General features: G+C 62.9%; 21 protein-coding genes. 9 read left to right on the plus strand and 12 right to left on the minus strand.

What is annotated here, in order from left to right; all coding sequences use genetic code 11:
- Nucleotides 1–70: 70 nt before the first annotated feature.
- Nucleotides 71–1,216, minus strand: coding sequence for an anhydro-N-acetylmuramic acid kinase (locus ACQ4MS_RS12490; protein WP_431094917.1), 1,146 nt, complete (start codon nucleotides 1,214–1,216; stop codon nucleotides 71–73).
- Between the two features lie 140 nt (nucleotides 1,217–1,356).
- Nucleotides 1,357–2,721, minus strand: coding sequence for a peptidoglycan DD-metalloendopeptidase family protein (locus tag ACQ4MS_RS12495; RefSeq protein WP_431094919.1), 1,365 nt, complete (start codon nucleotides 2,719–2,721; stop codon nucleotides 1,357–1,359).
- Nucleotides 2,722–2,948: 227 nt separating this feature from the next.
- Between ACQ4MS_RS12495 and tyrS the strand changes: the two genes are divergently transcribed.
- Complete coding sequence (gene tyrS, locus ACQ4MS_RS12500) at nucleotides 2,949–4,181, plus strand: tyrosine--tRNA ligase (protein ID WP_431094921.1); 1,233 nt, start codon at nucleotides 2,949–2,951, stop codon at nucleotides 4,179–4,181.
- 103 nt (nucleotides 4,182–4,284) lie between these two features.
- Here the strand turns inward: tyrS and ACQ4MS_RS12505 are convergent, their stop codons facing one another.
- Together ACQ4MS_RS12505 and ACQ4MS_RS12510 are read right to left on the minus strand one after the other, a co-directional pair.
- The gene (locus ACQ4MS_RS12505; RefSeq protein ID WP_431094923.1) at nucleotides 4,285–4,920 is read right to left on the minus strand and encodes an OmpA family protein; all 636 of its coding nucleotides are present in this window, start codon (nucleotides 4,918–4,920) and stop codon (nucleotides 4,285–4,287) included.
- On the minus strand, nucleotides 4,917–5,483 hold the full coding sequence (locus ACQ4MS_RS12510) for a FecR family protein (protein ID WP_431094924.1): 567 nt from the start codon (nucleotides 5,481–5,483) through the stop codon (nucleotides 4,917–4,919). The genes ACQ4MS_RS12505 and ACQ4MS_RS12510 overlap by 4 nt, the downstream gene beginning before the upstream one ends.
- 64 nt (nucleotides 5,484–5,547) lie before the next feature.
- On the opposite strand from ACQ4MS_RS12510, the gene ACQ4MS_RS12515 reads away from it, so the two are divergent.
- From ACQ4MS_RS12515 to dtd, 3 genes are all read left to right on the plus strand, one after another.
- Nucleotides 5,548–6,462, plus strand: a complete 915-nt coding sequence (locus ACQ4MS_RS12515; protein WP_431094926.1) for a cation diffusion facilitator family transporter — start codon at nucleotides 5,548–5,550, stop codon at nucleotides 6,460–6,462.
- A gap of 77 nt (nucleotides 6,463–6,539) precedes the next feature.
- Nucleotides 6,540–7,295, plus strand: a complete 756-nt coding sequence (locus ACQ4MS_RS12520) for a molybdate ABC transporter substrate-binding protein (RefSeq protein WP_431094927.1) — start codon at nucleotides 6,540–6,542, stop codon at nucleotides 7,293–7,295.
- On the plus strand, nucleotides 7,295–7,744 hold the full coding sequence (dtd, locus tag ACQ4MS_RS12525) for a D-aminoacyl-tRNA deacylase (protein ID WP_431094928.1): 450 nt from the start codon (nucleotides 7,295–7,297) through the stop codon (nucleotides 7,742–7,744). Before ACQ4MS_RS12520 ends, dtd begins: the two co-directional genes overlap by 1 nt.
- 77 nt (nucleotides 7,745–7,821) lie before the next feature.
- Here the strand turns inward: dtd and ybeY are convergent, their stop codons facing one another.
- Together ybeY and ACQ4MS_RS12535 are read right to left on the minus strand one after the other, a co-directional pair.
- On the minus strand, nucleotides 7,822–8,277 hold the full coding sequence (gene ybeY, locus ACQ4MS_RS12530) for an rRNA maturation RNase YbeY (RefSeq protein ID WP_431094929.1): 456 nt from the start codon (nucleotides 8,275–8,277) through the stop codon (nucleotides 7,822–7,824).
- Entirely contained in the window at nucleotides 8,267–9,280 is a 1,014-nt protein-coding gene (locus tag ACQ4MS_RS12535; RefSeq protein ID WP_431094930.1) for a PhoH family protein, read from the minus strand. The genes ybeY and ACQ4MS_RS12535 overlap by 11 nt, the downstream gene beginning before the upstream one ends.
- Before the next feature lie 426 nt (nucleotides 9,281–9,706).
- Between ACQ4MS_RS12535 and ruvA the strand changes: the two genes are divergently transcribed.
- Genes ruvA through ACQ4MS_RS12555 form a run of 4 tightly spaced genes read left to right on the plus strand, consistent with a single transcriptional unit; the run spans nucleotide 9,707 to nucleotide 13,513 of the window.
- Nucleotides 9,707–10,279, plus strand: coding sequence for a Holliday junction branch migration protein RuvA (ruvA, locus tag ACQ4MS_RS12540; protein ID WP_431094931.1), 573 nt, complete (start codon nucleotides 9,707–9,709; stop codon nucleotides 10,277–10,279).
- Nucleotides 10,276–10,647 (plus strand): GNAT family N-acetyltransferase, encoded by a 372-nt coding sequence (locus tag ACQ4MS_RS12545; protein WP_431094932.1) that lies wholly within the window; start codon nucleotides 10,276–10,278, stop codon nucleotides 10,645–10,647. Before ruvA ends, ACQ4MS_RS12545 begins: the two co-directional genes overlap by 4 nt.
- A gap of 28 nt (nucleotides 10,648–10,675) precedes the next feature.
- Nucleotides 10,676–11,743: a Holliday junction branch migration DNA helicase RuvB gene (ruvB, locus tag ACQ4MS_RS12550; RefSeq protein WP_431094933.1), complete on the plus strand. Its 1,068-nt coding sequence runs from the start codon at nucleotides 10,676–10,678 to the stop codon at nucleotides 11,741–11,743.
- Nucleotides 11,744–11,797: 54 nt separating this feature from the next.
- The gene (locus tag ACQ4MS_RS12555) at nucleotides 11,798–13,513 is read left to right on the plus strand and encodes a rhomboid family intramembrane serine protease (RefSeq protein ID WP_431094934.1); all 1,716 of its coding nucleotides are present in this window, start codon (nucleotides 11,798–11,800) and stop codon (nucleotides 13,511–13,513) included.
- 167 nt (nucleotides 13,514–13,680) lie between these two features.
- On the opposite strand, the gene ACQ4MS_RS12560 is transcribed toward ACQ4MS_RS12555, so the two are convergent.
- The 6 genes from ACQ4MS_RS12560 to ACQ4MS_RS12585 all read right to left on the minus strand — a co-directional run bounded on the left by ACQ4MS_RS12560 (nucleotide 13,681) and on the right by ACQ4MS_RS12585 (nucleotide 18,546).
- Nucleotides 13,681–14,868 (minus strand): DSD1 family PLP-dependent enzyme, encoded by a 1,188-nt coding sequence (locus tag ACQ4MS_RS12560; protein WP_431094935.1) that lies wholly within the window; start codon nucleotides 14,866–14,868, stop codon nucleotides 13,681–13,683.
- A gap of 24 nt (nucleotides 14,869–14,892) precedes the next feature.
- The gene (locus tag ACQ4MS_RS12565; protein ID WP_431094936.1) at nucleotides 14,893–15,570 is read right to left on the minus strand and encodes a histidine phosphatase family protein; all 678 of its coding nucleotides are present in this window, start codon (nucleotides 15,568–15,570) and stop codon (nucleotides 14,893–14,895) included.
- Between the two features lie 134 nt (nucleotides 15,571–15,704).
- Nucleotides 15,705–16,325, minus strand: a complete 621-nt coding sequence (locus tag ACQ4MS_RS12570; protein ID WP_431094937.1) for a DUF4136 domain-containing protein — start codon at nucleotides 16,323–16,325, stop codon at nucleotides 15,705–15,707.
- Between the two features lie 51 nt (nucleotides 16,326–16,376).
- Nucleotides 16,377–17,327, minus strand: a complete 951-nt coding sequence (gene ttcA / locus ACQ4MS_RS12575; RefSeq protein WP_431094938.1) for a tRNA 2-thiocytidine(32) synthetase TtcA — start codon at nucleotides 17,325–17,327, stop codon at nucleotides 16,377–16,379.
- A 20-nt stretch (nucleotides 17,328–17,347) separates the two neighbouring features.
- On the minus strand, nucleotides 17,348–17,719 hold the full coding sequence (locus ACQ4MS_RS12580; protein ID WP_431094939.1) for a dihydroneopterin aldolase: 372 nt from the start codon (nucleotides 17,717–17,719) through the stop codon (nucleotides 17,348–17,350).
- A gap of 53 nt (nucleotides 17,720–17,772) precedes the next feature.
- Nucleotides 17,773–18,546: an SDR family oxidoreductase gene (locus ACQ4MS_RS12585; RefSeq protein WP_431094940.1), complete on the minus strand. Its 774-nt coding sequence runs from the start codon at nucleotides 18,544–18,546 to the stop codon at nucleotides 17,773–17,775.
- 65 nt (nucleotides 18,547–18,611) lie between these two features.
- On the opposite strand from ACQ4MS_RS12585, the gene ACQ4MS_RS12590 reads away from it, so the two are divergent.
- Nucleotides 18,612–19,718, plus strand: coding sequence for a class I SAM-dependent methyltransferase (locus ACQ4MS_RS12590; RefSeq protein ID WP_431094941.1), 1,107 nt, complete (start codon nucleotides 18,612–18,614; stop codon nucleotides 19,716–19,718).
- Nucleotides 19,719–19,815 lie beyond the last annotated feature (97 nt).

Genomic DNA, 19,815 nt, shown 5'->3' on the forward strand with positions numbered 1-19,815 from the left:
CATATTGGGCCAATAGCCAAAAATGCTCAAAAATTGCCCCTCACAGGTGCTGCAAACGGGCTCAACCGCGCTATTGCGCGTTGGCGGGGTAAATCGCCCCTAGAACCCGCAATCCGCTCGCGCCCGTCACACTGGGCAGATTGCCTGGCTTGCGCAAAATCACCTGCTGCGCCAGCCAGGCAAAGGCCGCCGCTTCAACCTGCAGGGGCGGCAAGCCGTGCGCGTCGGAGGTGCTGACTTGAAGCTGCGGCAAACCGGCCTGCAAACGCTCCAGGAGATAGGTGTTGAAAGCGCCTCCCCCGCACACGATCAGCGATTTGCTCCCTTTTCCGTAGCGGTTGACGCCTTCAATGCAGGCTCGGGCGGTGAACTCGGCCAGCGTGTTCTGGATGTCCTCGGGCCGCTCCGCGGAAAACGGCTGGAGCCTGGCTGAAAGCCACTGCATGCTGAAAAGGTCGCGGCCGGTGCTTTTGGGAATCGGCTGCGCGAAATAGGGCTCGCCCAGCAGGCTGGCCAGCAAGCCCGGCAGCAGCTTGCCCGTGGCGGCCCAGGCGCCGCCGGCGTCATACGGCCGGCCGGTGTGCTGCAGGCACCACGCGTCCATCAGCGCGTTGCCGGGGCCGCAGTCGAAGCCCAGCACTGGTTCCGGGCCGCCTGGCGGCAAAACGCTGAGGTTGGAAATGCCGCCCAGGTTCAGCACGCAGACCGTGGTGTCCGTGCGCCCAAAAACGCCCTGGTGAAACGCCGGCGCCAGTGGCGCACCCTGGCCGCCGGCTGCCACATCGCGGCTGCGGAAATCGGCTGCCACATCAATGCCTGTGAGTTCCGCCAGCAAGGCCGGGTTGTTGAGCTGAAGCGTGTAGCCGGCGCCTGCCGGATCGGGTGATGTTCTTTGGGGCTGGTGCCGCACTGTCTGGCCGTGCGCACCGATGGCACGAACCTGCGAGGCAGAAATGCCCCGCGCCGCAACCTGGTCAAGGAGCGAATGGACGACCTTGGCATACGCCGCTGCTATATGGTTGGCGGCGATGGCCGCGCGGTGCAGTTCATTGTGTGTGGGTGAATTCAGCGCCAGCAGCTCGGCCCGGAAAACACCGTCGAAGGCCTCGGTGGCCGCGGCAAGGACACGCAACTTCCCATCCGCAAAATCAACCAGCACGCCATCGGCGCCATCGAGCGAGGTGCCTGACATCAGGCCAACGTAGAGATCGGTCATTTGGCTATTTTGCCAGTCACAAAGAACCTGTGATGGGCTCTTCACCAGCATGAGCCGCGGGACTGGCTTTGCCAGACCGCAGGCGGGCGGCCCCTCGGGGGGGCAGGAAGCTACACGCAGTGAGCGACCGTGGGGGCCACTTATTCAGCGCGCGTTTGGGTGATGGTGGCTGCAGCCAGCAATTGGGTTTTCACGCCTGCTGCCAGTTCGCGGAACACCGGCATGGACGTTGCCGCAACAGGAATGGCTTCGCTTTGTTTGGCGATCATCATCGGGTCCTGGTGTACGCCGTTGACGCGGAACTCGAAATGCAGGTGCGGGCCGGTGGCCCAGCCGGTGCTGCCGACGAGGCCGATGGTCTGGCCCTGGCTGACGCTCTGGCCTTTTTGCACCATGAGTTTGCTCAAATGGGCATACACGGTTTCGTGGCCGTTGCGGTGCCGCACGAAAACCACGTTGCCGTAGCCGTTCTGCACGCCGGAGAACTCGACCACGCCGTCGCCCACGGTACGCGCGGGTGTGCCGGTGGGAGACGCGAAATCTGTGCCCAGGTGGGCGCGCCACTTTTGCAGGATGGGGTGAAAGCGCATTGAAAAGCCGCTGCTGATGCGCGAGAACTCGACCGGCGAGCTCAGGTAGGCACGGCGCAGGCTCTGGCCGTCGAGGGTGTAATAGCCGCCCTTGTTGGCGGCGCCGGCGGCGTCCACGCCCGGGGGCTGGAACCACATGGCCTGGTAGGCTTTGCCGGCGTTGACGAATTCAGCTGACAGCACGCGGCCGGTGCGCAGCGTCTCACCGTCGGCTTCCAGGCTTTCATAGACGACGTTGAAGCGATCGCCCTTGCGCAGCGCGCGGCGGAAATCGATGTCGCTGGAGAAAATTTCGGCCAATTGCACGGCCACACCGTCGGGGATGCGGGCGTCGTCCGTGGCGGCGAACAGCGAGGTCTGGATGCTGCCGCTGGACAGGCGCGCGGTGGCTACATAGGGCGCGGTTTCAATGCGTGACGTGAAACCATCCGCACCGCGTTCAACGACGAGGCGCTTGAACATGGTTTCGTCGTCGGTGGGCCAGCGCATGCTGAGCTTGAGCAGCTGCTGGCTGTCGCTGGCTTCAGCGGTCACGTTCTTGCCGGCGCGGCCGGCCAGGATGATGCGGGAATTCGGGTCGGTGCGCAGGAAGGCGGCCGCGGCGCTGTCGTCAATATTCAGGCGCTTGAGCAGGGTGTCGGCAGTGTCGCTGCTGCGGGTGCTTTCGGTGCGGAACAGCTTGAAACGGAAATCGGTGAGGGAATCGGTCTGTATCTGCGTGGGCAAGGGCTCGACCGCTTCGAGTATCTGGCGGACCGGCAGGTTGGCCGCATCCGGCGCCATGGGCGCGACGCCAAATGCGGTGACGCCCGTTCCCAGCAACAGCGCTGCAAGGCTGGCGGTGACCCGTTTGGGATGGCGGCGGAGGCTGTCGACGACAGGAAGAAGTATCTGGAAGGGAGATGGCAGTGACAAAGCAGTATTCCCAACAAAAATGCGTCGGGCGCTGCGCAAGCACCGGACTGCTGTATAAAAGGTGGAGAGCTGTGGCGGCCAACCCTGGATGCAGGGGGTGGGGCCAGAACCATCCGGACAATGTGTTTCCTGATCAGCAAATTGCAGGCCAACTAAAATGGCTCCGCCGCTGCAGGAGAGCCGCCAGTATATCTGTCGGACAATTCCCCGACATGTGAAAAACCCTTATGAATCAAGAGCTTGTTACAAAATATCCCGTGACCGACCGTGTAAAGATGGCCCTCGCGGTCACCTTGCGAGGCTGCGATGAGCTGATCCCGGAAAACGATTGGATACAAAAACTGGCCAAATCCGAGGCCACGGGCGTACCGCTGCGCATCAAGTTGGGGCTGGACCCCACCGCGCCTGACATTCATGTCGGACATACCGTGGTGCTAAACAAAATGCGTCAGCTCCAGGATCTGGGCCATACAGTCATTTTTCTTATAGGCGACTTCACCAGCCTGATCGGCGACCCGTCCGGCCGCAACACGACCCGGCCCCCGCTCACGCCCGAGCAGATCAAGGTCAATGCCGAAACCTACCGTGCCCAGGCCGACAAGATCCTGGACCCGGCCAAAACCGAGCTGCGCTACAACAGCGAATGGAGCGAGCCGCTGGGCGCCACCGGCATGATCAAGCTGGCTTCGCACTACACCGTAGCCCGCATGATGGAGCGCAACGACTTCAACGACCGCTACAAGGCCGGCACGCCCATCAGCGTGCACGAGTTTTTGTACCCGCTGATGCAGGGCTACGACTCGGTCGCGCTCAGGAGCGATCTCGAGCTCGGCGGCACCGACCAGAAGTTCAACCTGCTGATGGGCCGCCACCTGCAGCAGGAATACGGCCAGGAGCCGCAGTGCATTTTGACCATGCCGTTGCTCGAAGGCCTGGACGGCATCGAGAAGATGTCCAAGAGCAAGAACAACTACATCGGCATCAGCGAGGACGCCAACACCATGTTCGCCAAGGTGCTGTCGATCTCCGACGTGCTGATGTGGAAGTGGTACACGCTGCTGTCCTTCAAGAGCGAAGCCGACATTGCCGCGCTGAAGGCCGAAGTCGAAGGCGGGCGCAACCCCAAGGACGCCAAGGTCGCGCTGGCCAAGGAAATCACCGCGCGTTTTCACTCCGCTGCCGCTGCCGATGCCGCCGAGCAGGACTTCATCAACCGCAGCAAGGGCGGCGTGCCCGACGAGATCCCCGAGGTGTCGCTGTCAGGCGCACCGATGGGCATTGGCGCGCTGCTGAAAGCCGCAGGCCTGGCGCCCTCGGGCAGCGAAGCCACCCGCCTGATTGAAGGCGGCGGCGTGCGGATCGATTCCAGTGTGGTGAGCGACAAGGCGCTCAAATTGAACGCCGGAATCTATGTCGTGCAGGTGGGCAAGCGCAAGTTTGCCCGGGTCACGCTGGCCTGAGCTGCAGCGCGGCATCCTTGCGGTGGATTCAAGTATTTTGCTATTGTTTTAATAGCAACCTGCGCCCGGATATATCGGGCTAAAGGGCGATTCTTCTTGAATCCTAGCGAACTTCAATCGCCACGCGCCGGTTGTTCGGCTCTTCTGTTTCATCAGCGGTAGGCACGGCCAGATCGCGTTCGCCCCGGCCTGCTGCTTCAATGCGTTCCGCTGGAAACTGGCGGTCAATCAGTATCTGCCGGACCTGCTGCGCCCGTTGCGCCGACAGCACATCGTTGCTGGCGCCCGTGCCGATGGTGTCGGTATGGCCGGTGATCACGATGTCGCCGCCACTGCGTGCGAGTGCATCGGCCAGCACGTCTTCCATGACTTTTTGCGACTCGGCGGTCAGCACCGTACCGCCCGCATCAAAGTACACCGTGTAGCGCTTGCCCTTGGGCGGCGCCATGTCGAACAGTGCGGCGTTGTCGGCACGCACCCTGGCCGGGTCGGCCTGGTCTATCCTGGGTGCGCCACTCGCGCCCTGCGCTGCAGTGGCACGCTGGAAAGGCGCCGACAGCACGGCTTCTGCACCGGTACCTTCCCTGGCCCGAACCACGACCGAAGACGGCGTGCCGTCTTCCTGCGGCAGCAAAACGACACGGGTTCCGGTGGAGCAACCCGCAAGCGCGGCCAGAAGAAAAATGAGAAACGCGGGAAGGGGACGGGTGAGGGGGCGATGGCTTCTCATGATTCTCATGGCTGGGGATCCGCCTGCACGATGAAGTCAGTGCCGCGAATGCCGACGAAAGCGGTCTTGGTCTCGATGCGCACAGTCTCGGGGTGGGCCTTGCCCACCAGGCCGCTCATCATGCGCAGCGAACCTTGCAGCAAGGAAAGCAGCAGGCCGCCCTCCTGCGTCGTTGCATCAAAACTGAAGCCCTTGATGTCCAGCTGCGAAGCCGGGCCTACCACCACCGTGGTGCCGTCGCGCAGTACCAGGCTGGCGGCGGAGCCGGCGCCGGTGACGATGCGGCCGGTAGGTAACACGGCGTCTCCCGCTTTTGCCGGCCGTGCAGCGCCACTGGCCTCCATCAGCTTGACGTCGCCACGCAGGGTTTTCAGGAAACCGGCCTGACCGGGGGCGGGTGGAGGCGGGGGCAAGGGCACTGAAGCAGGTGCGGCGGATGCCTCGGCAGCAGGAGCTGGCGTCGCTGCCGGGGCGACGGGACCAGCCGCCGCAGGTTCCGTTTGGGTTTGCGCGGTGGCTTGCACGGCTGCAAGCGCCAGGCCGGCCAAAGCTGTCAGATAGCGATGTTTCATGAAGACCCCTTTGCCGGATTATCCATTGCCTTGCGCCGTGCCTCCTGTACCCCACAATGCGCAGATGAGTTTTCCTGGCTGGCAATCCTTCACACCACAACGGCTGCTGCAGATTTCCGTGGCGGTGGCCGTGGCCACCATCGTGCTCAAGACCGCTGCCTGGTACATCACGGGGTCGGTGGGCCTCCTGTCTGACGCGATGGAGTCTTTCGTCAACCTTGCCGCGGCCTTGTTTGGCCTGGCCATGGTCACGATTGCGCAGCGGCCTGCCGACGACGAGCATCCCTACGGGCATCACAAGGCCGAATATTTTTCATCCGGTTTTGAGGGTGCGCTGATCGTCGGCGCGGCAGCTGCCATCATCTGGGCCGCCACACACCGCCTTTTTGACCCGCAGCCCCTGCAGCAGCTTGGCTGGGGCCTGGCCTTGTCCGTGGGCAGCTCGGCGCTCAACGGCCTGCTGGCCTGGGCGATGTTGCGTTCGGCCCGGGTGCATCGGTCCATCGCGCTTGAAGCGGATGCCAGGCACCTGCTCACCGATGTCTGGACGTCGGTTGGCGTGGTAGCCGGCATCGCCGCTGTCATGTTGACCGGGTGGTTGTGGCTGGACGCCGTGGTGGCCATCGGCGTGGCCCTGAATATCCTGTGGGAGGGCGGCCGGTTGATCTGGCGCTCCTCGCAGGGCCTGATGGACGAGGCGGTGGAGCCCGAAGTGCTGGCCGAGATCCAGAAAACGCTGGCAGCTTTCAGCGACCCCGCCATCCGGTTTGACCACCTGAGCACGCGGCGCGCCGGCCAGCGGCGCTATGTCGACCTGCACATGCACATGCCGGCCAGCTGGTCGCTGGGGCGCGCCGCGGCGGTGCGGGCCAGCGTCGAGCAGGCCCTGATGAGCGCCGTGCCCGGCTTGCGCGCCAGCATCCAGCTGCTGCCCAACGACGTGGAAGCCCATTTTGATGACGAGGCTGACCTCACTTGATGGTCTGGCTGCCTTCTTCCGGCCACCGATAATTTCCCCGATCTTCCAACCTGCTATCCCTGAATCCAGGAGCCTTGATGAAACGAATCCTTCCCACGCTTGCCGCCCAGGTCCTTGCCTGTGCACTGCTCAGCGCCGCACAAGCGGCGGAGCTCCAGGTGTTGAGCGCCGGTGCCATCGAGCCTGGCCTCAAGGCGGCCGTGGCTGCTTTTGAAAAGCAGACTGGCCATACCGCCAAAATCACCTTCAATACCGCGCCCGAGTTGAAAAAGCGCATGGACAGCAACCCGGCGTTTGATGTGGTGATTGCGCCGCCGGCCGTCATCGGCGAGTTTGCCGCGGCCAGCAAGCTGGCGGAAACGCGTGCCAATGTCGGCCGCGTCGGTATGGGCGTGGCGGTGCGCGAAGGCGCGCCGCTGCCGGACATCGCCAATGCCGACGCGCTCAAGCGCTCCGTGCTGGCGGCAGACTCGCTGGTGTTTAACCGCGCATCCACCGGCTTGTACCTGGAGGGGCTGCTCAGGAAGATGGATGTGTATGCGCAGGTCGAAGGCAAGACCACGCGTTACCCCGACGGTGCCTCCGTGATGGAACACGTGATCAAAGGCAAGGGGCGCGAAATTGGTTTCGGCGCCATGACCGAGATCCTTCTGTACAAGGACAAAGGGCTGAAATTCGTCGGCCCAGTGCCGGCCGAAGTGCAGAACTACACGTCCTATATTGCCGCGCCGCTGGCGTCCGCCAAGCAGCAGGAAGTGGCCCAGCAGTTCGTGAGTTTCCTTTCCGGCCCGGTGGGCAAGCCGCTGTTTGTCGCCGCCGGCGTGGCCGACTGATGAAGGCGGTACTGCAACGCGTGGCCGAAGCCCGCGTGGTGATTGCCGGCGAGACTGTTGGACAGATTGGCGCCGGGCTGCTGGTGCTGGTGTGCGCCGAGCGCGGTGATGCCGAGGTGCAGGCTGACAAGCTGCTGGCCAAAATACTCAAACTGCGGATTTTTTCCGACGAGGCCGGAAAGATGAACCTGTCGGTGCAAGACGTGAAGGGAGGGCTACTGGTAGTAAGCCAATTCACCTTGGCCGCAGACGCCTCGGGCGGCAACCGGCCCAGCTTCACCGGCGCAGCCGCCCCCGATGAAGGGCGCCGACTCTACGACTACTTTGTGGCACAGGCCCGGGGCTTGCACCCGCAAGTGGAAACCGGGCGGTTCGCGGCCGACATGCAGGTTCACCTGGTCAATGACGGGCCGGTGACCATTCCGCTACAGATTGCGCCTGGCGTTTGAATAGCTCTGGATGCTATTGATTTGATAGCTACTTGCGCCCGTATCGTTTGGCCTGCAGCCATTTTTCTTGAGAATCTTCAGCGGTAAGGGTTTTTGACGCCCAAACCCGCCAGGATGCGGATTTCTTCCGCTTCCATGGCCTCGGCGTCTTCCTCGCCGGTTTCATGGTCCCAGCCCTGTGCATGCAGCGTGCCGTGCACCAGCAGATGCGCGTAGTGGGCCTGCAGCGTCTTTTTGTTTTCCTTGGCCTCTTTGGCCACTACCGGCGCGCACAGCACCAGGTCGGCGGTCACCACGGGCTCCTGCGTGTAGTCGAAGGTCAGCACATTGGTGGCGTAGTCGCGCTGGCGGTAATCGCGGTTCAGCGCCTGGCCTTCCTCGGCGTCGACGATGCGCACGGTGATCTCGCCATCATGGGCCAGCGCGTGGCGGATCCAGCGTGCCACGCTGTGGCGCTGCAGGGCTGCGCGGTGGCGGGCGGCGTCTTTCAACTCGCCAAACTGCAGCGACAGGCTGAGCTGCTTAAGAGCCATTGCGGCTCCGGGCGCTGGCGCGGCGGGCCGGGGCTGGTTCTGCAAGGCTCTCTTCGGCTGCGGCCGCAGCGGCACCCGGCGATTTGTCGTACGCATCCACAATGCGCGCCACCAGCGGGTGGCGCACCACGTCGGCGCTCGTCAGGCGCGTGATCGCGATGCCTTTTACGCGCTTGAGCACGCGCTCCGCGTCCACCAGGCCGCTGAGCTGTGTGCGCGGAAGGTCCACCTGGCTGATATCACCCGTCACCACGGCCTTGCTGCCAAAGCCGATGCGGGTCAAAAACATTTTCATCTGCTCCGGGGTGGTGTTTTGCGCTTCGTCGAGGATGACGAACGCATGGTTCAGCGTGCGGCCACGCATGAAGGCCAGCGGCGCGATCTCGATCTGCTGGCGCTCGAAGGCTTTCTGTACACGCTCAAAACCCATCAGCTCGTGCAGCGCGTCATACAGCGGCCGCAGGTAAGGGTCCACCTTCTGGCTCAGGTCGCCCGGCAAAAAGCCCAGGCGCTCGCCGGCCTCGACCGCCGGGCGTGTCAACACGATGCGCTGCACCGTGCTGCGCTCCAGCGCATCGACGGCGCAGGCCACGGCCAGGTAGGTCTTGCCGGTGCCGGCGGGGCCTATGCCGAAGGTGATGTCATGGGTGGCGATGTTTTCCAGGTAGGTGCCCTGGTTGGTGGTACGGGCTCGCAGGTCGGCGCGCCGGGTGGATAGCGCCATGCCGCCATCAGGTGCGGTGCTGAGCGCGGTGTCACCGGCCAGCATCAGCTGCACGGTTTCAGGCTCGATGGGGCGCTGGGCGATTTCGTACAAAGCCTGCAGCACCTCCAGTGCCAGCGTGGCCTTCACCTTGGTGCCGTCGATCTTGAACTGCTCAAAGCGGTGCGCGATCGTCACGTCCAGTGCCGCCTCAATGGTGCGGATGTGGCTGTCCATGGGACCGCACAGGTGGCCCATGCGGGTGTTGTTGGGCGGCGTGAAGGTATGGCGAAGAATCAAGGCGGTGGTTTTCCTGAAAAAGAAGGCCGATAACGGCCCGAAAACGCAATTGTCCGCCTAAATCCCAAGAACCTGTTCACGGTCTAAACGGAGCCGCGTTTGGGTGCAATCGGGATGAGTGGGCCGACCGGGCACGCCGCATGGGCTAATGCCCATGCAAGGGTCTGGGTGGCTCAATCGCCCGACCGCCCAGCCGGCCGGCTGGGCGTCGTGCGGCTGCCCCAATGGGGATGCAAACGCGACCGCGTTTGCGTCACCCAAACCCGGAGGGCAAGCCCCTTTTCGGGCGGTCTGCGGCGTTGCGGCGCTTGCCCATAGATGAACTATGGGCAGCGCGCCGCGCCTTGCATCCCATCCCGAAAAGAGGCTTGCGCGGCCCGTTTAGACCGTGAACAGGTTCTTAGACCCGGCTGATAAGATTCCCCCATGATAGGAAGACTCTCTGGCCAGCTGGCCGAAAAAAATCCCCCTGAAATCCTGGTGGACTGCAACGGTGTCGGCTATGAAGTGCTGGTGCCCATGAGCACTTTCTACAACCTTCCCGGGCTCGGCGAAAAAGTCAGCCTGCTGACGCATTTTGTGGTGCGCGAAGACGCGCAAATCCTCTACGGCTTCGGCAGCGCCACTGAGCGCGCCGCCTTCCGCCAGCTCATCAAGATTTCCGGCGTCGGCCCGCGCACCGCGCTCAGCGTGCTCAGCGGCATGAGTGTTGAAGAGCTCTCGCAAGCCGTCACCCAGCAGGAAGCCGGCCGCATCATCAAGGTGCCCGGCATCGGCAAGAAGACTGCCGAGCGCCTGCTGCTTGAACTGAAAGGCAAGCTGGGCGCCGATATCGGCATCCAGGTCAGCCTGGCCAATGATGCGCAATCGGACATTCTGCAGGCACTGGTGGCGCTGGGCTACAGCGACCGCGATGCGGCGCTGGCGCTCAAGGCCCTGCCGAAAGATATTGGCGTGAGCGACGGCATCAAGCTGGCGCTGAAGGCACTGGCGAAATGAATATAGAGGTTCGCCCTGTTCATGCGCATGAAATAGAAGCCGTGCGGCAATTGCTGTCGGACAACGGCTGGGCCCACCGTGTGGAAAGTGCGCCCTGGTTTGAAACACTGATCAAAAACTCAGATCTCGCCATCGTCGCATTGGCGAATGGCGCAATAGTGGGATTTGCACGAGCAATCAGTGATCAGCTGAGCAACGGGTATGTGTCGATGGTCGTGGTAGCTCCTGGCTATAGGCGCCAGGGGGATTGGCCGCGCCTTGATGGAAAAGCTGCTCGACCAAGGCCGCGGCATGACGTGGGTGCTTCGTGCCGGTCGCGATGGTGCGAAGGAGTTCTTTTCAAGCCTGGCCTTCACGCCCTCAGCTGACGCCATGGAATTGAGGCGATAGTGAAAAATGAGCATTCAGACTGACGACTTTTCCCCGGGAGAATTTCCGCCCGCCAAGCGCGTGATGTCGGCAGCGCCGGCCTCGCCCGGTGAGGAGGCGATCGAGCGTGCCCTGCGCCCCAAGCTGTTCGACGAATACGTCGGCCAGACCAAAGTGCGTGACCAGCTTGAGATCTTCATCGGTGCGGCTAAAAAGCGCAGCGAGGCGCTGGACCATGTGCTGCTCTTCGGCCCGCCGGGCCTGGGCAAGACCACGCTGTCGCACATCATCGCGCACGAGTTGGGCGTGAACCTGCGGCAAACGTCGGGCCCGGTGCTCGAAAAGCCCAAGGACCTGGCGGCGCTGCTCACCAACCTCGAAAAGAACGACGTCCTCTTTATCGACGAAATCCATCGCCTGAGCCCGGTGGTGGAAGAAATCCTTTACCCCGCGCTGGAGGACTACCAGATCGACATCATGATCGGTGAGGGTCCGGCGGCGCGCAGCATCAAGCTCGATTTGCAGCCCTTCACCCTGGTGGGAGCCACCACCCGCGCCGGCATGCTGACCAACCCGCTGCGTGACCGCTTCGGCATCGTGGCGCGGCTGGAGTTTTACACGCCCGACGAACTCGCCCGTATCGTCACGCGCAGCGCCAAGCTGCTGAACGCGCCCATGGACGAAGAGGGCGGTTTTGAAATCGCCCGCCGTTCGCGCGGCACGCCGCGCATTGCCAACCGCCTGCTGCGCCGCGTGCGCGACTACGCCGACGTCAAGGGCAGCGGCCACATCTCTCTGGACATCGCCAACAAGGCGCTGGCCATGCTGGACGTGGATCCGCAGGGTTTTGACGTGATGGACCGCAAGTTGCTGGAGGCCGTCATCCACCGCTTCGACGGCGGCCCTGTGGGCCTGGACAACATCGCCGCCAGTATTGGTGAAGAGCGTGACACGATCGAGGATGTGATCGAACCCTATTTGATCCAGCAGGGTTACCTGCAGCGCACGCCGCGTGGACGCATCGCCACGCTGGCCGCTTATCGCCACCTGGGCGTGGCGCCATCGCAGCAGGGACAGGACTTTTTCGGCGCGTAACACCTTTAAAAAACAAGCCCGATCACCGAGGTGGCAAGGGCAGGAGGGGAAACCATGGAATTTCCAGATACCGTTCCGTCGGCCGAACTGACCCGCGATGCCCCTGACGATGCTTATGTGCGGGAGTTCCGCCCATCGTGGCGCAGCACCACGGGAACCCTGACGATCCTCTTTTCATTCCTGGCCGTCATTCCGGCCTTGATGCTCGTGTTTGTTCCGTTTTCCGGTTTTCCCGGCTGGCGGGTGGCCAGCCTGGGCGGCCTGCTGTGGTTCGTCTGGCTCCTTGGGCGCCAGCTTGTCGGCGGACGTCCCGCCTTGCGGGTGGGCCCCGAAGGCATCAGCGCTGCGGTATTGAAAAACAGGCGCATCGCGTGGTCAGAGGTCTCCGACATCGAATCGCAGAGCGTGCAGGGCAACACGTCAATCATCGTGTCGCTCGCACCGCACGTGAACGAAAAATGGTGGTGGGGCAGCCGTAAAAAACGCCTCGGTATTCCGTTGAGCAGCATCCGGACCAAAGACCACGCCCAGGCAATAGTGGCTGCGACGCAGGCTTTTGCCGCTTATGGCGGGCAGGGCTTCATGCAGGCCATGGAACAGCGCACTGCGGAGCTCAAGGCGGTCGAAGACTTTGAAGACCGGCTCAAGCAGCTCACACCCGTGACGTGGGCGCTTTACGGGGTGGTGGGCGTGAACGTCGCTGTCTGGCTGGCCAATCTGGGGTCCGGATTGAGCGCGTTCAAGCCCTTGCCCTCGGACCTTTTGGCCTGGGGCGCCAATTCGGCGGCTTCGGTGGTGGAAGACCGGCAATACTGGCGCCTGCTGACGGCCGCTTTTCTGCATGGCGGTTTTTTGCATCTCGCGCTGAACATGCTGGGCTTGTGGGAAGCCGGCAAGCAACTCAACCGGCTCCACGGCAATTTCCAGTTCCTGCTGATTTACCTGGGCAGCGCGCTGACCGGCAGCGCGCTTAGCCTGCACTTTTCTGCCCAGCAATCGGTTTCAGTAGGTGCTTCCGGTGCGGTGTTCGGGGTCTTGGGGGCCTTGCTGGTGGCCATGCACCAGCACCGCGGGCAGATACCCGGCCTCACGACCAGGAAGGTGATGACCAGCCAGGGGGTTTTCTTGGCCTATGCCCTTGTCCAGGGCTTTAGCCAGCAGGGCATCGACAACGCCGCGCACGTGGGTGGTCTCGTCGCGGGGTCGGTACTGGCCTGGCTGCTGACGGAAAAGATCGCCGACACGGCTACACCGGCGCGGCGCCTTTTCACGGCGGCAATCGGTGCGCTGGTGTCGGCCACGGCGGTGGCTGCGCTGATAGTCACAACACCCACTCCTGCCGTGCACCATCGGCAGCTGTTTGAATTCCAGACCGGATTGACCCGTATTCTGCCCGCGATGCAGGCAGCGGAAAAAGCCTTCCAGGCCGACGTCAAAGCTTTTCGGGAAGGCAAGATGCCGGAGCCCGACTTTATCCAGGCGATAGAAACACGGCACCTGCCGGGCTACCAGGCGGTACAGCGCGCTTTGGCTCCGCTGGACGTTCCTGCCAGCGACAAAGTCGGCGCCGGCATGCGCGATGTCAAGCGCGCCAACAGCCTGATGGTGGAGCTGATGCAAATTCAGCTGGCCACTGCACGTGCCGTGCAGGGCGATGTCGCCGCCGCAGCGAGCCAGATCCGCGTGCAGGTGATCAGCGCGGAGCTCAAGGCCATTGACTTGCGGATTTCCGAGCGTGTGAGTGCTGCCAAACCGAAATCCAAACCTTGAAAAAATAGTGACATGTCCCGTCGTTCTTTGATTTCCCCAGGACTGGTGCTGTGTGGGACAGTGACTGTCAACGGCTGCGCGGTCACGGCGCCGGGACCGCGCATGCCCAACCTGGCCGCGCCTCTCGCTTCCACCTCCAGGCACACTTTTTCAGCGCGGAGAGCCGCTCAGGTCAGCGCGCCACGCGCGTCGACCTGGTAAATGCGCTGCACTGTACCGTGGCGCAGGCCGCCGGCAACACCGATCATCGCGTTGTGCAAATTCACGGTAGGGTCGCAGTGGCCTGGAATCAGCCACAGCATGCTGCCCAGGCCGGGCAGGCGCTTGCTGTCGCCGGCGGGCCGCAAGATGCCATGTTCGTCACCACCGTTGAAATAGGCCAGCTCGCTTTCACTGTCGAAGGCATGTACCAGCGGCAGGCCCGAATCAATGGCGTGACTTTTATGTCCGGCGTCGCATACCGCATGGCTACCGCGTGTGCTGATCACCTGGGTTTTGACGAACAGCGCGTGCTCAAACTGCGGCTGCGACGGGTCCCGTTCGTTCTGGGCGTAGTCGGCGTCCATGAACATGAAAGAGCCGGCCTGCAGTTCGCCGTAAACGCCGCTGGCGGCCTCCAGCATCAGGCTGCCGGTGCCGGCACCCGTAACCAAGTCTACCGTGATGCCTTGTGCTTCTATCAATTTGCGCGTCAGGAGCACGGCCTCCACCGCCCTGGCGATGGCATCGCGCCTTTCCTGCGCGCTGCGCATGTGCTGGGCCTTGCCGTGGTAGGCCTGCAAGCCGGCAAAACGCAGCGCGGGGTGTTTGCGAATTTCCAGTACCAGGGTGACGGCGGCGGCGCCGGGTTCGACACCGCAGCGCCCCTGGCCAACGTCAATTTCCACAAACACGTCGATCACGGTGGCACCCGCGCTTTTGTTGTTGATGCGGGCCTCGGTCATGGCCTGCGCCAGGCGGATTACACCCTCAGTGCTATCCACCGCGATGGAAAGCTGGCCGCCTTGGGCCGCTACTTTTTGGGTGAGCGCAGCGACGCGGGCCAGCTTGGCCGGGGCGATCACCTCGTTGCTGATATAGACATTGGTGATGCCGCCGGCCACCATGATCTCGGCTTCGGCGGTTTTTTGTACGCACACGCCGATGGCACCGGCCCGCATCTGCGCCTTGGCCAGAGAGGCACTTTTGTGCAGCTTGGCATGGGGACGCCAGCGGACATTGTGCTTTTTGGCAAATTCGGCCATGCGCGCGAGGTTGCGCTTCATCGCGTCCAAGTCGATGACCAAGGCGGGCGTATCGATTTCGTTGACCGATTTGCCGATCAGTTCGGCCAGGTGAGATGGCTGAGTGCTCATAGATGCGTTGAAGTGTATATGTGCCTATTGTGCGCCGACGCCGGCGCGGGCATCACCACCGGAAAATCCGTTGTCGTCGAGTGTGTCGTTGTCCAGGTGCTGGGTGTCGGCCCAGCCCACCAGGGAAAAGCCTTGAGGCGTCCAGAGCAGGCGGTTGATGGCCGTGTTGCCCAGGATCCAGGTGCGCGGGGCCTGGATATCGAGCCGCGTGGCAGCCCGGTAAAGCACGTCCATCACTCCGCCGTGGCCCACCATGGCGATCAGCTCACCCGGGTGGGCGGCCGCCAGGCGCTCGGCGGTGGTGACCACCCGGCTACGCAAGTCCAGCAATGATTCGCCGCCAGCGGGCGCAAACTCCGGATCCCGCTTGCGCCAGCGCATCGACTGGTCGGGTAGCAGGGCTTCGATCTCGGCAAAGGTTTTTCCTTCAAAGTCCCCGAAGCCGCGTTCGCGCAGGCCTTGCTCGCGCCTTACCTCGAGATTCAGCACACGTCCCAGGTATTGGGCCGTTTCCCAAGCGCGGGCCAGATCACTGGCGTAGATGGCCGTGATGGGTTCGTCGGCCAGGGCCAGCGCCATGCGCTCAGCCTGCCGCCGGCCGGTCTCATTGAGGGGAATGTCCATATGGCCCTGGATGCGTGTGTCCACATTCCAGGTGGTTTCCCCGTGCCGTATCGCAATCACGCGCGTGGCTTCAGTCATGGAACCCCCACGTTCGACCACTGCGTGTGGCTCTGTGCTCCCGAGGGCGCCGCTGCGCCTGCAGCCCGGCAAATCCGTTTCCGCGGCCCCGATTGGCAAAAAGGCTTTGCCGAAATGTAAAGCGCGGGGAACATCTACCTTGGGATCTCGACATTGATGCGGCGTGTACCCGGGGGCGGCTGCGGAAAGCCGCGCAAGGCCGAGTCCAGCATGGCGGGCAGCACGGCCGGCGTGTCCCCCCAGATACCGTCATGCAGGGCCCGCGTTTCAAAGGCGACCTGGTTGGTGCGAAGGTCGCGCATCACGATGCTCAGGTCGCGCTTGAAATAGGTGGCCTCCGGGATGCCGCCGCCCAGCGGAAATGACAGGCCGACCGAAGCACCGCGGCTGCCGCCGCCCATAAACACACCGCTTCCAAACCCAAAACCACCATAGGGGCTGTAGCCATAAGGGCCGCGGTCGATGATCTGGGTGTTGGCCACAATCTGCACGCTGTACCGTGCAGCGGTCGGATTGAGTTCCATCCCCACCTTGGCCAATGCGCTGCGCGCCATGCCCTCAAGAGCCTCCTGCGGTGACCCCGCGGCCTGCTGGGAAGGCAGGCGCTCAAAGCGGTAAGGTGTACCCGGCGCTGGCGGGGGCCCGTTCCAGTTGTAAAAGGCGGTGACATCACTGTCGACCAGGCGCACGGTGGAACAACCCGCCATGACAAAGGCCATGGCAGCCATGAAGAAAATCGCGAACGCACGTTTCATGGAACCTCCAAAGCAATGAGTTGTTGAAAACGGAGAACGCTGAAAAGCCCATCAACCTGAGTGGACGCCAATCACGGACAGCCCCGGGGGCACCGGCTCCCTGAATTCCTCGGCGTCAAAAGCCTTGTCGCCTTCCGGGTCGGCAATGCCCGTTGTCTTGATGCCTTTGAAATCATGGCGCTTGTTGTCCATCAGGTGTGACGGCACGATGTTTTGCAGCGAGGCAAACATGTTTTCGAGCCGGCCGGGGAATTTTTTCTCCCACTCGCGCAGCATGTTGCCGACCTGCTTGCGTTGCAGGTTTTCCTGGCTGCCGCATAACGTGCAGGGAATGATGGGGAACTCACGCACCTGCGCCCAGCGCGTCAGGTCTTTCTCGGTCACGTAGGCCATGGGACGAATGACAATGTTCTTGCCATCGTCGCTCACCAGCTTGGGCGGCATGCCCTTGAGCTTGGCGGCAAAAAACATGTTGAGAAAAAACGTCTGCAGCATGTCGTCGCGGTGATGGCCCAGTGCGACCTTGGTGCAGCCCAGCTCACCCGCCACGCGGTACAGGATGCCGCGGCGCAGGCGTGAGCACAGTGAGCACAGTGTTTTGCCTTCGGGGATCACGCGCTTGACGATGCTGTAGGTGTCCTGGTTTTCGATGTGGAAGGGCACGCCCAGCTTGCTCAAATACTCCGGAAGGATGTGCTCGGGGAAACCGGGCTGCTTCTGGTCGAGGTTGACTGCCACCAGTTCGAAGTTGATGGGCGCGCGCTTTTGCAGTTTCAGCAAGATGTCGAGCATGGCGTAGCTGTCTTTTCCGCCCGAGACGCACACCATGACCTTGTCGCCCTCTTCAATCATGTTGAAGTCGACGATGGCCCGGCCGACTTCGCGGCACAGGCGCTTTTCAAGCTTGTGGTCTTCGCGCTCGATCTTCATGCTGTTTTGCACGCGCGCCGAACTTTCCTGCTGCTCGAACTCCGCTACAGCTTCTTCCCAGACTGCACTCATGTCATTTGCTCCCATAGGGTTCACCACTGTCCCGTTTCGATGCGAATCGCCACTTCGCAGTCGTCAAAAATTTCAAGCTTGGCGATCTTCACCCGCACGCCCAGCACGCCGGGCAACTTCATCAGCCGGTGCGCCAGCTTGCCGATCAGGCTTTCCAGAAGGTTGACGTGTTCGGAGGTGCATTCGGTGATGATGATCTGTCGCACCTTGCGGTAGTCCAGCACATGGTGGATGTCGTCGTCATGGGGCAGCAGCGGCTGCGTTCCCAGGTTCAGTTCGGCATCAACCTGGATCGGTTGCGGTGCGGTTTTTTCGTGGTCCAGAATCCCCAGGTTGGCGTCAAAACGCAAGCCGGTGAGGTTCAGGATCTGGGTGCCCCGGGAGTTGAACATGGTGCCAGTCTGTGGTGGGTCGGGTGGGTGATGTGTAAGCCGTTGCCGATGGCTTACATCAGCGAAAAATCGCGCTCGAACTTCATCAGGTGCTGGCCGCCGTCCACCAGCAGCGTGGTGCCGGTGATGGAGCTGTTTTCGAGCGCAAACTTCACTGCGGCCGCTACATCTGCGGGGGTGGACGACCGGCCCAGAGGGGACAGCTTGTGGCGGGCTTCGAATTGTTCGTCGGTCAGCAAGTGGCTGGTCAGCGTCAGGCCTGGTGCAACGCCGACCACGCGGACCTGCGGCGCCAGCGCGAGCGCCAGCATGGTGCCGGCCGCTTCCAGCGCGGCCTTGGACAGCGTGTAGCTGACAAAATCAGGGTTCTGGTTCCAGAGCTTCTGGTCCAGCAGGTTGACCACAGCTCCCTTGGCGCCGCGCGAGGCCACATGCGCATGCAGGGCCTGCGCCAGCACAATGGCCGCGCCGGTGTTGCTGTGCAGATGCCGGTCCATGGCGGCAAAACTGAAGCTGGCAGCGTTGTCCTGCTCAAAGGTCGAGGCGTTATTCACCACGGCATCGACCCGGCCCATGCGCTCCACCACCGCCGGTAGCAGCGCACGCACCGCGGTCTCGTCGTTCAAATCTGCGTGAAAAGCCCCTGCAGCCCCTGACATTTGTGTGCAAGCTGCTACTGTTTTAATAGCATCTTCCTCGGAACTGCGGTAATGCACCGCCACCTGCCAGCCTCCGGCCGCTAGCGCCAGCGCGATGTCGCGGCCCAGCCGCCTGGCAGCGCCGGTCACGAGGACAACGGGTCGGGAGGATGGCTGGGTTGGGGGCATGGGTAGATGGAGGGTGGGCAAAAGGTCAGGGATGTATCGCCGACAATTGCAGGCGGTGACAAACAATGACCCAGATGACCAATCCCCCCATTTTACCGGCCGGCCTTGCGGGCCACATCGCAAGGGCCATTGACGCGGCCGGCGGCTGGATCGGTTTTGACCGTTTCATGGAAATGGCGCTTTACACCCCCGGCTGGGGCTATTACGCCAACGCCTCACGCAAATTCGGCCTGATGCCGCAGTCTGGCAGTGATTTTGCGACGGCCCCGGAGATGTCTGCCCACTTTGGACGGGCGATGGCCCGGCAGGTGAAAGAAGCACTGGAGGCAACCGGCACTGCGGAAGTCTGGGAATTCGGTGCCGGCTCGGGCGCGCTGGCGCACCAGTTGCTGGATGCTCTGGGTGAATCGGTCACGCGCTATTACATCGTCGACCTCTCGGGCAGCCTGCGTGAACGCCAGCAGGACCGGCTGCAGGCTTTTGCCGGCAAGGTGGAGTGGGTAGCCGAGCTGCCGGTGCGGATGCGGGGCGTAGCGGTGGGCAACGAGGTGCTGGACGCCATGCCGGTGAAACTGCTCGCGCGGCTCAACAATACCTGGCATGAGCGCGGCGTGGCCAGCTTTCAGGAGGGCTTCGTCCATGCCGACAGCCCGACCAGTCTCCGGCCCCCGATTGAAGTGGAAGGCGGGCACGATTACCTCACTGAAATACATCCGCAGGCGGAAGGTTTCATGCGGACGCTGGCCGACCGGCTCGACGCCGGCGCCGTGTTCCTGCTCGACTACGGCTTTCCCGAGCACGAGTACTACCACCCGCAGCGCAGCATGGGCACGCTGATGTGCCACCGCGGCCACCTGGCCGATGCCGATGCGCTGGCGGACGTGGGCGACAAGGACATCACGGCGCATGTCAACTTCACCGGTGTGGCCCTGGCAGGGCAGGACGCCGGCCTGCAGGTGCTGGGCTACACCAGCCAGGGTCGGTTTCTGCTCAACTGCGGCTTGCTGGACGGCATGGAAAACGCCAGCCTGCCAGACAGGGTAATGCTGCAAAAGCTGGTGAACGAGCATGAAATGGGCGAGCTGTTCAAGGTGATCGGCTTTGGCGCAAAGGGAAGCCCGCCGTGGGAGCCCATGGGCTTCGCCGCCGGCGACCGTACAGGGACTTTGTAGTCCTAAAAGCCCACCCCCGTTCAGGCTCACTTCGTGTCGCCTGCTCCCCCTCAGGGGGCGGCGCCTGCGGTCTGGCAAAGCCAGTCCCGCGGCACCC

This window comes from Polaromonas aquatica, from assembly GCF_050626995.1.
Taxonomy (GTDB): Bacteria; Pseudomonadota; Gammaproteobacteria; order Burkholderiales; family Burkholderiaceae_C; genus Polaromonas; species Polaromonas aquatica_A.

Excerpts from the sequence above, each read along its gene's own strand:
- ACQ4MS_RS12520 (WP_431094927.1), top strand. The coding sequence starts at position 6,540 with ATGAAACGAATCCTTCCCACGCTTGCCGCCCAGGTCCTTGCCTGTGCA.
- ACQ4MS_RS12490 (WP_431094917.1), bottom strand. The coding sequence starts at position 1,216 with ATGACCGATCTCTACGTTGGCCTGATGTCAGGCACCTCGCTCGATGGC.
- ACQ4MS_RS12515 (WP_431094926.1), top strand. The coding sequence starts at position 5,548 with ATGAGTTTTCCTGGCTGGCAATCCTTCACACCACAACGGCTGCTGCAG.
- ACQ4MS_RS12510 (WP_431094924.1), bottom strand. The coding sequence starts at position 5,483 with ATGAAACATCGCTATCTGACAGCTTTGGCCGGCCTGGCGCTTGCAGCC.
- ttcA (WP_431094938.1), bottom strand. The coding sequence starts at position 17,327 with ATGAGTGCAGTCTGGGAAGAAGCTGTAGCGGAGTTCGAGCAGCAGGAA.
- ACQ4MS_RS12590 (WP_431094941.1), top strand. The coding sequence starts at position 18,612 with ATGACCCAGATGACCAATCCCCCCATTTTACCGGCCGGCCTTGCGGGC.
- dtd (WP_431094928.1), top strand. The coding sequence starts at position 7,295 with ATGAAGGCGGTACTGCAACGCGTGGCCGAAGCCCGCGTGGTGATTGCC.
- ybeY (WP_431094929.1), bottom strand. The coding sequence starts at position 8,277 with ATGGCTCTTAAGCAGCTCAGCCTGTCGCTGCAGTTTGGCGAGTTGAAA.
- ACQ4MS_RS12560 (WP_431094935.1), bottom strand. The coding sequence starts at position 14,868 with ATGAGCACTCAGCCATCTCACCTGGCCGAACTGATCGGCAAATCGGTC.
- ACQ4MS_RS12585 (WP_431094940.1), bottom strand. The coding sequence starts at position 18,546 with ATGCCCCCAACCCAGCCATCCTCCCGACCCGTTGTCCTCGTGACCGGC.
- ACQ4MS_RS12565 (WP_431094936.1), bottom strand. The coding sequence starts at position 15,570 with ATGACTGAAGCCACGCGCGTGATTGCGATACGGCACGGGGAAACCACC.
- ACQ4MS_RS12555 (WP_431094934.1), top strand. The coding sequence starts at position 11,798 with ATGGAATTTCCAGATACCGTTCCGTCGGCCGAACTGACCCGCGATGCC.
- tyrS (WP_431094921.1), top strand. The coding sequence starts at position 2,949 with ATGAATCAAGAGCTTGTTACAAAATATCCCGTGACCGACCGTGTAAAG.
- ACQ4MS_RS12570 (WP_431094937.1), bottom strand. The coding sequence starts at position 16,325 with ATGAAACGTGCGTTCGCGATTTTCTTCATGGCTGCCATGGCCTTTGTC.
- ACQ4MS_RS12580 (WP_431094939.1), bottom strand. The coding sequence starts at position 17,719 with ATGTTCAACTCCCGGGGCACCCAGATCCTGAACCTCACCGGCTTGCGT.
- ruvA (WP_431094931.1), top strand. The coding sequence starts at position 9,707 with ATGATAGGAAGACTCTCTGGCCAGCTGGCCGAAAAAAATCCCCCTGAA.
- ruvB (WP_431094933.1), top strand. The coding sequence starts at position 10,676 with ATGAGCATTCAGACTGACGACTTTTCCCCGGGAGAATTTCCGCCCGCC.
- ACQ4MS_RS12545 (WP_431094932.1), top strand. The coding sequence starts at position 10,276 with ATGAATATAGAGGTTCGCCCTGTTCATGCGCATGAAATAGAAGCCGTG.
- ACQ4MS_RS12505 (WP_431094923.1), bottom strand. The coding sequence starts at position 4,920 with ATGAGAATCATGAGAAGCCATCGCCCCCTCACCCGTCCCCTTCCCGCG.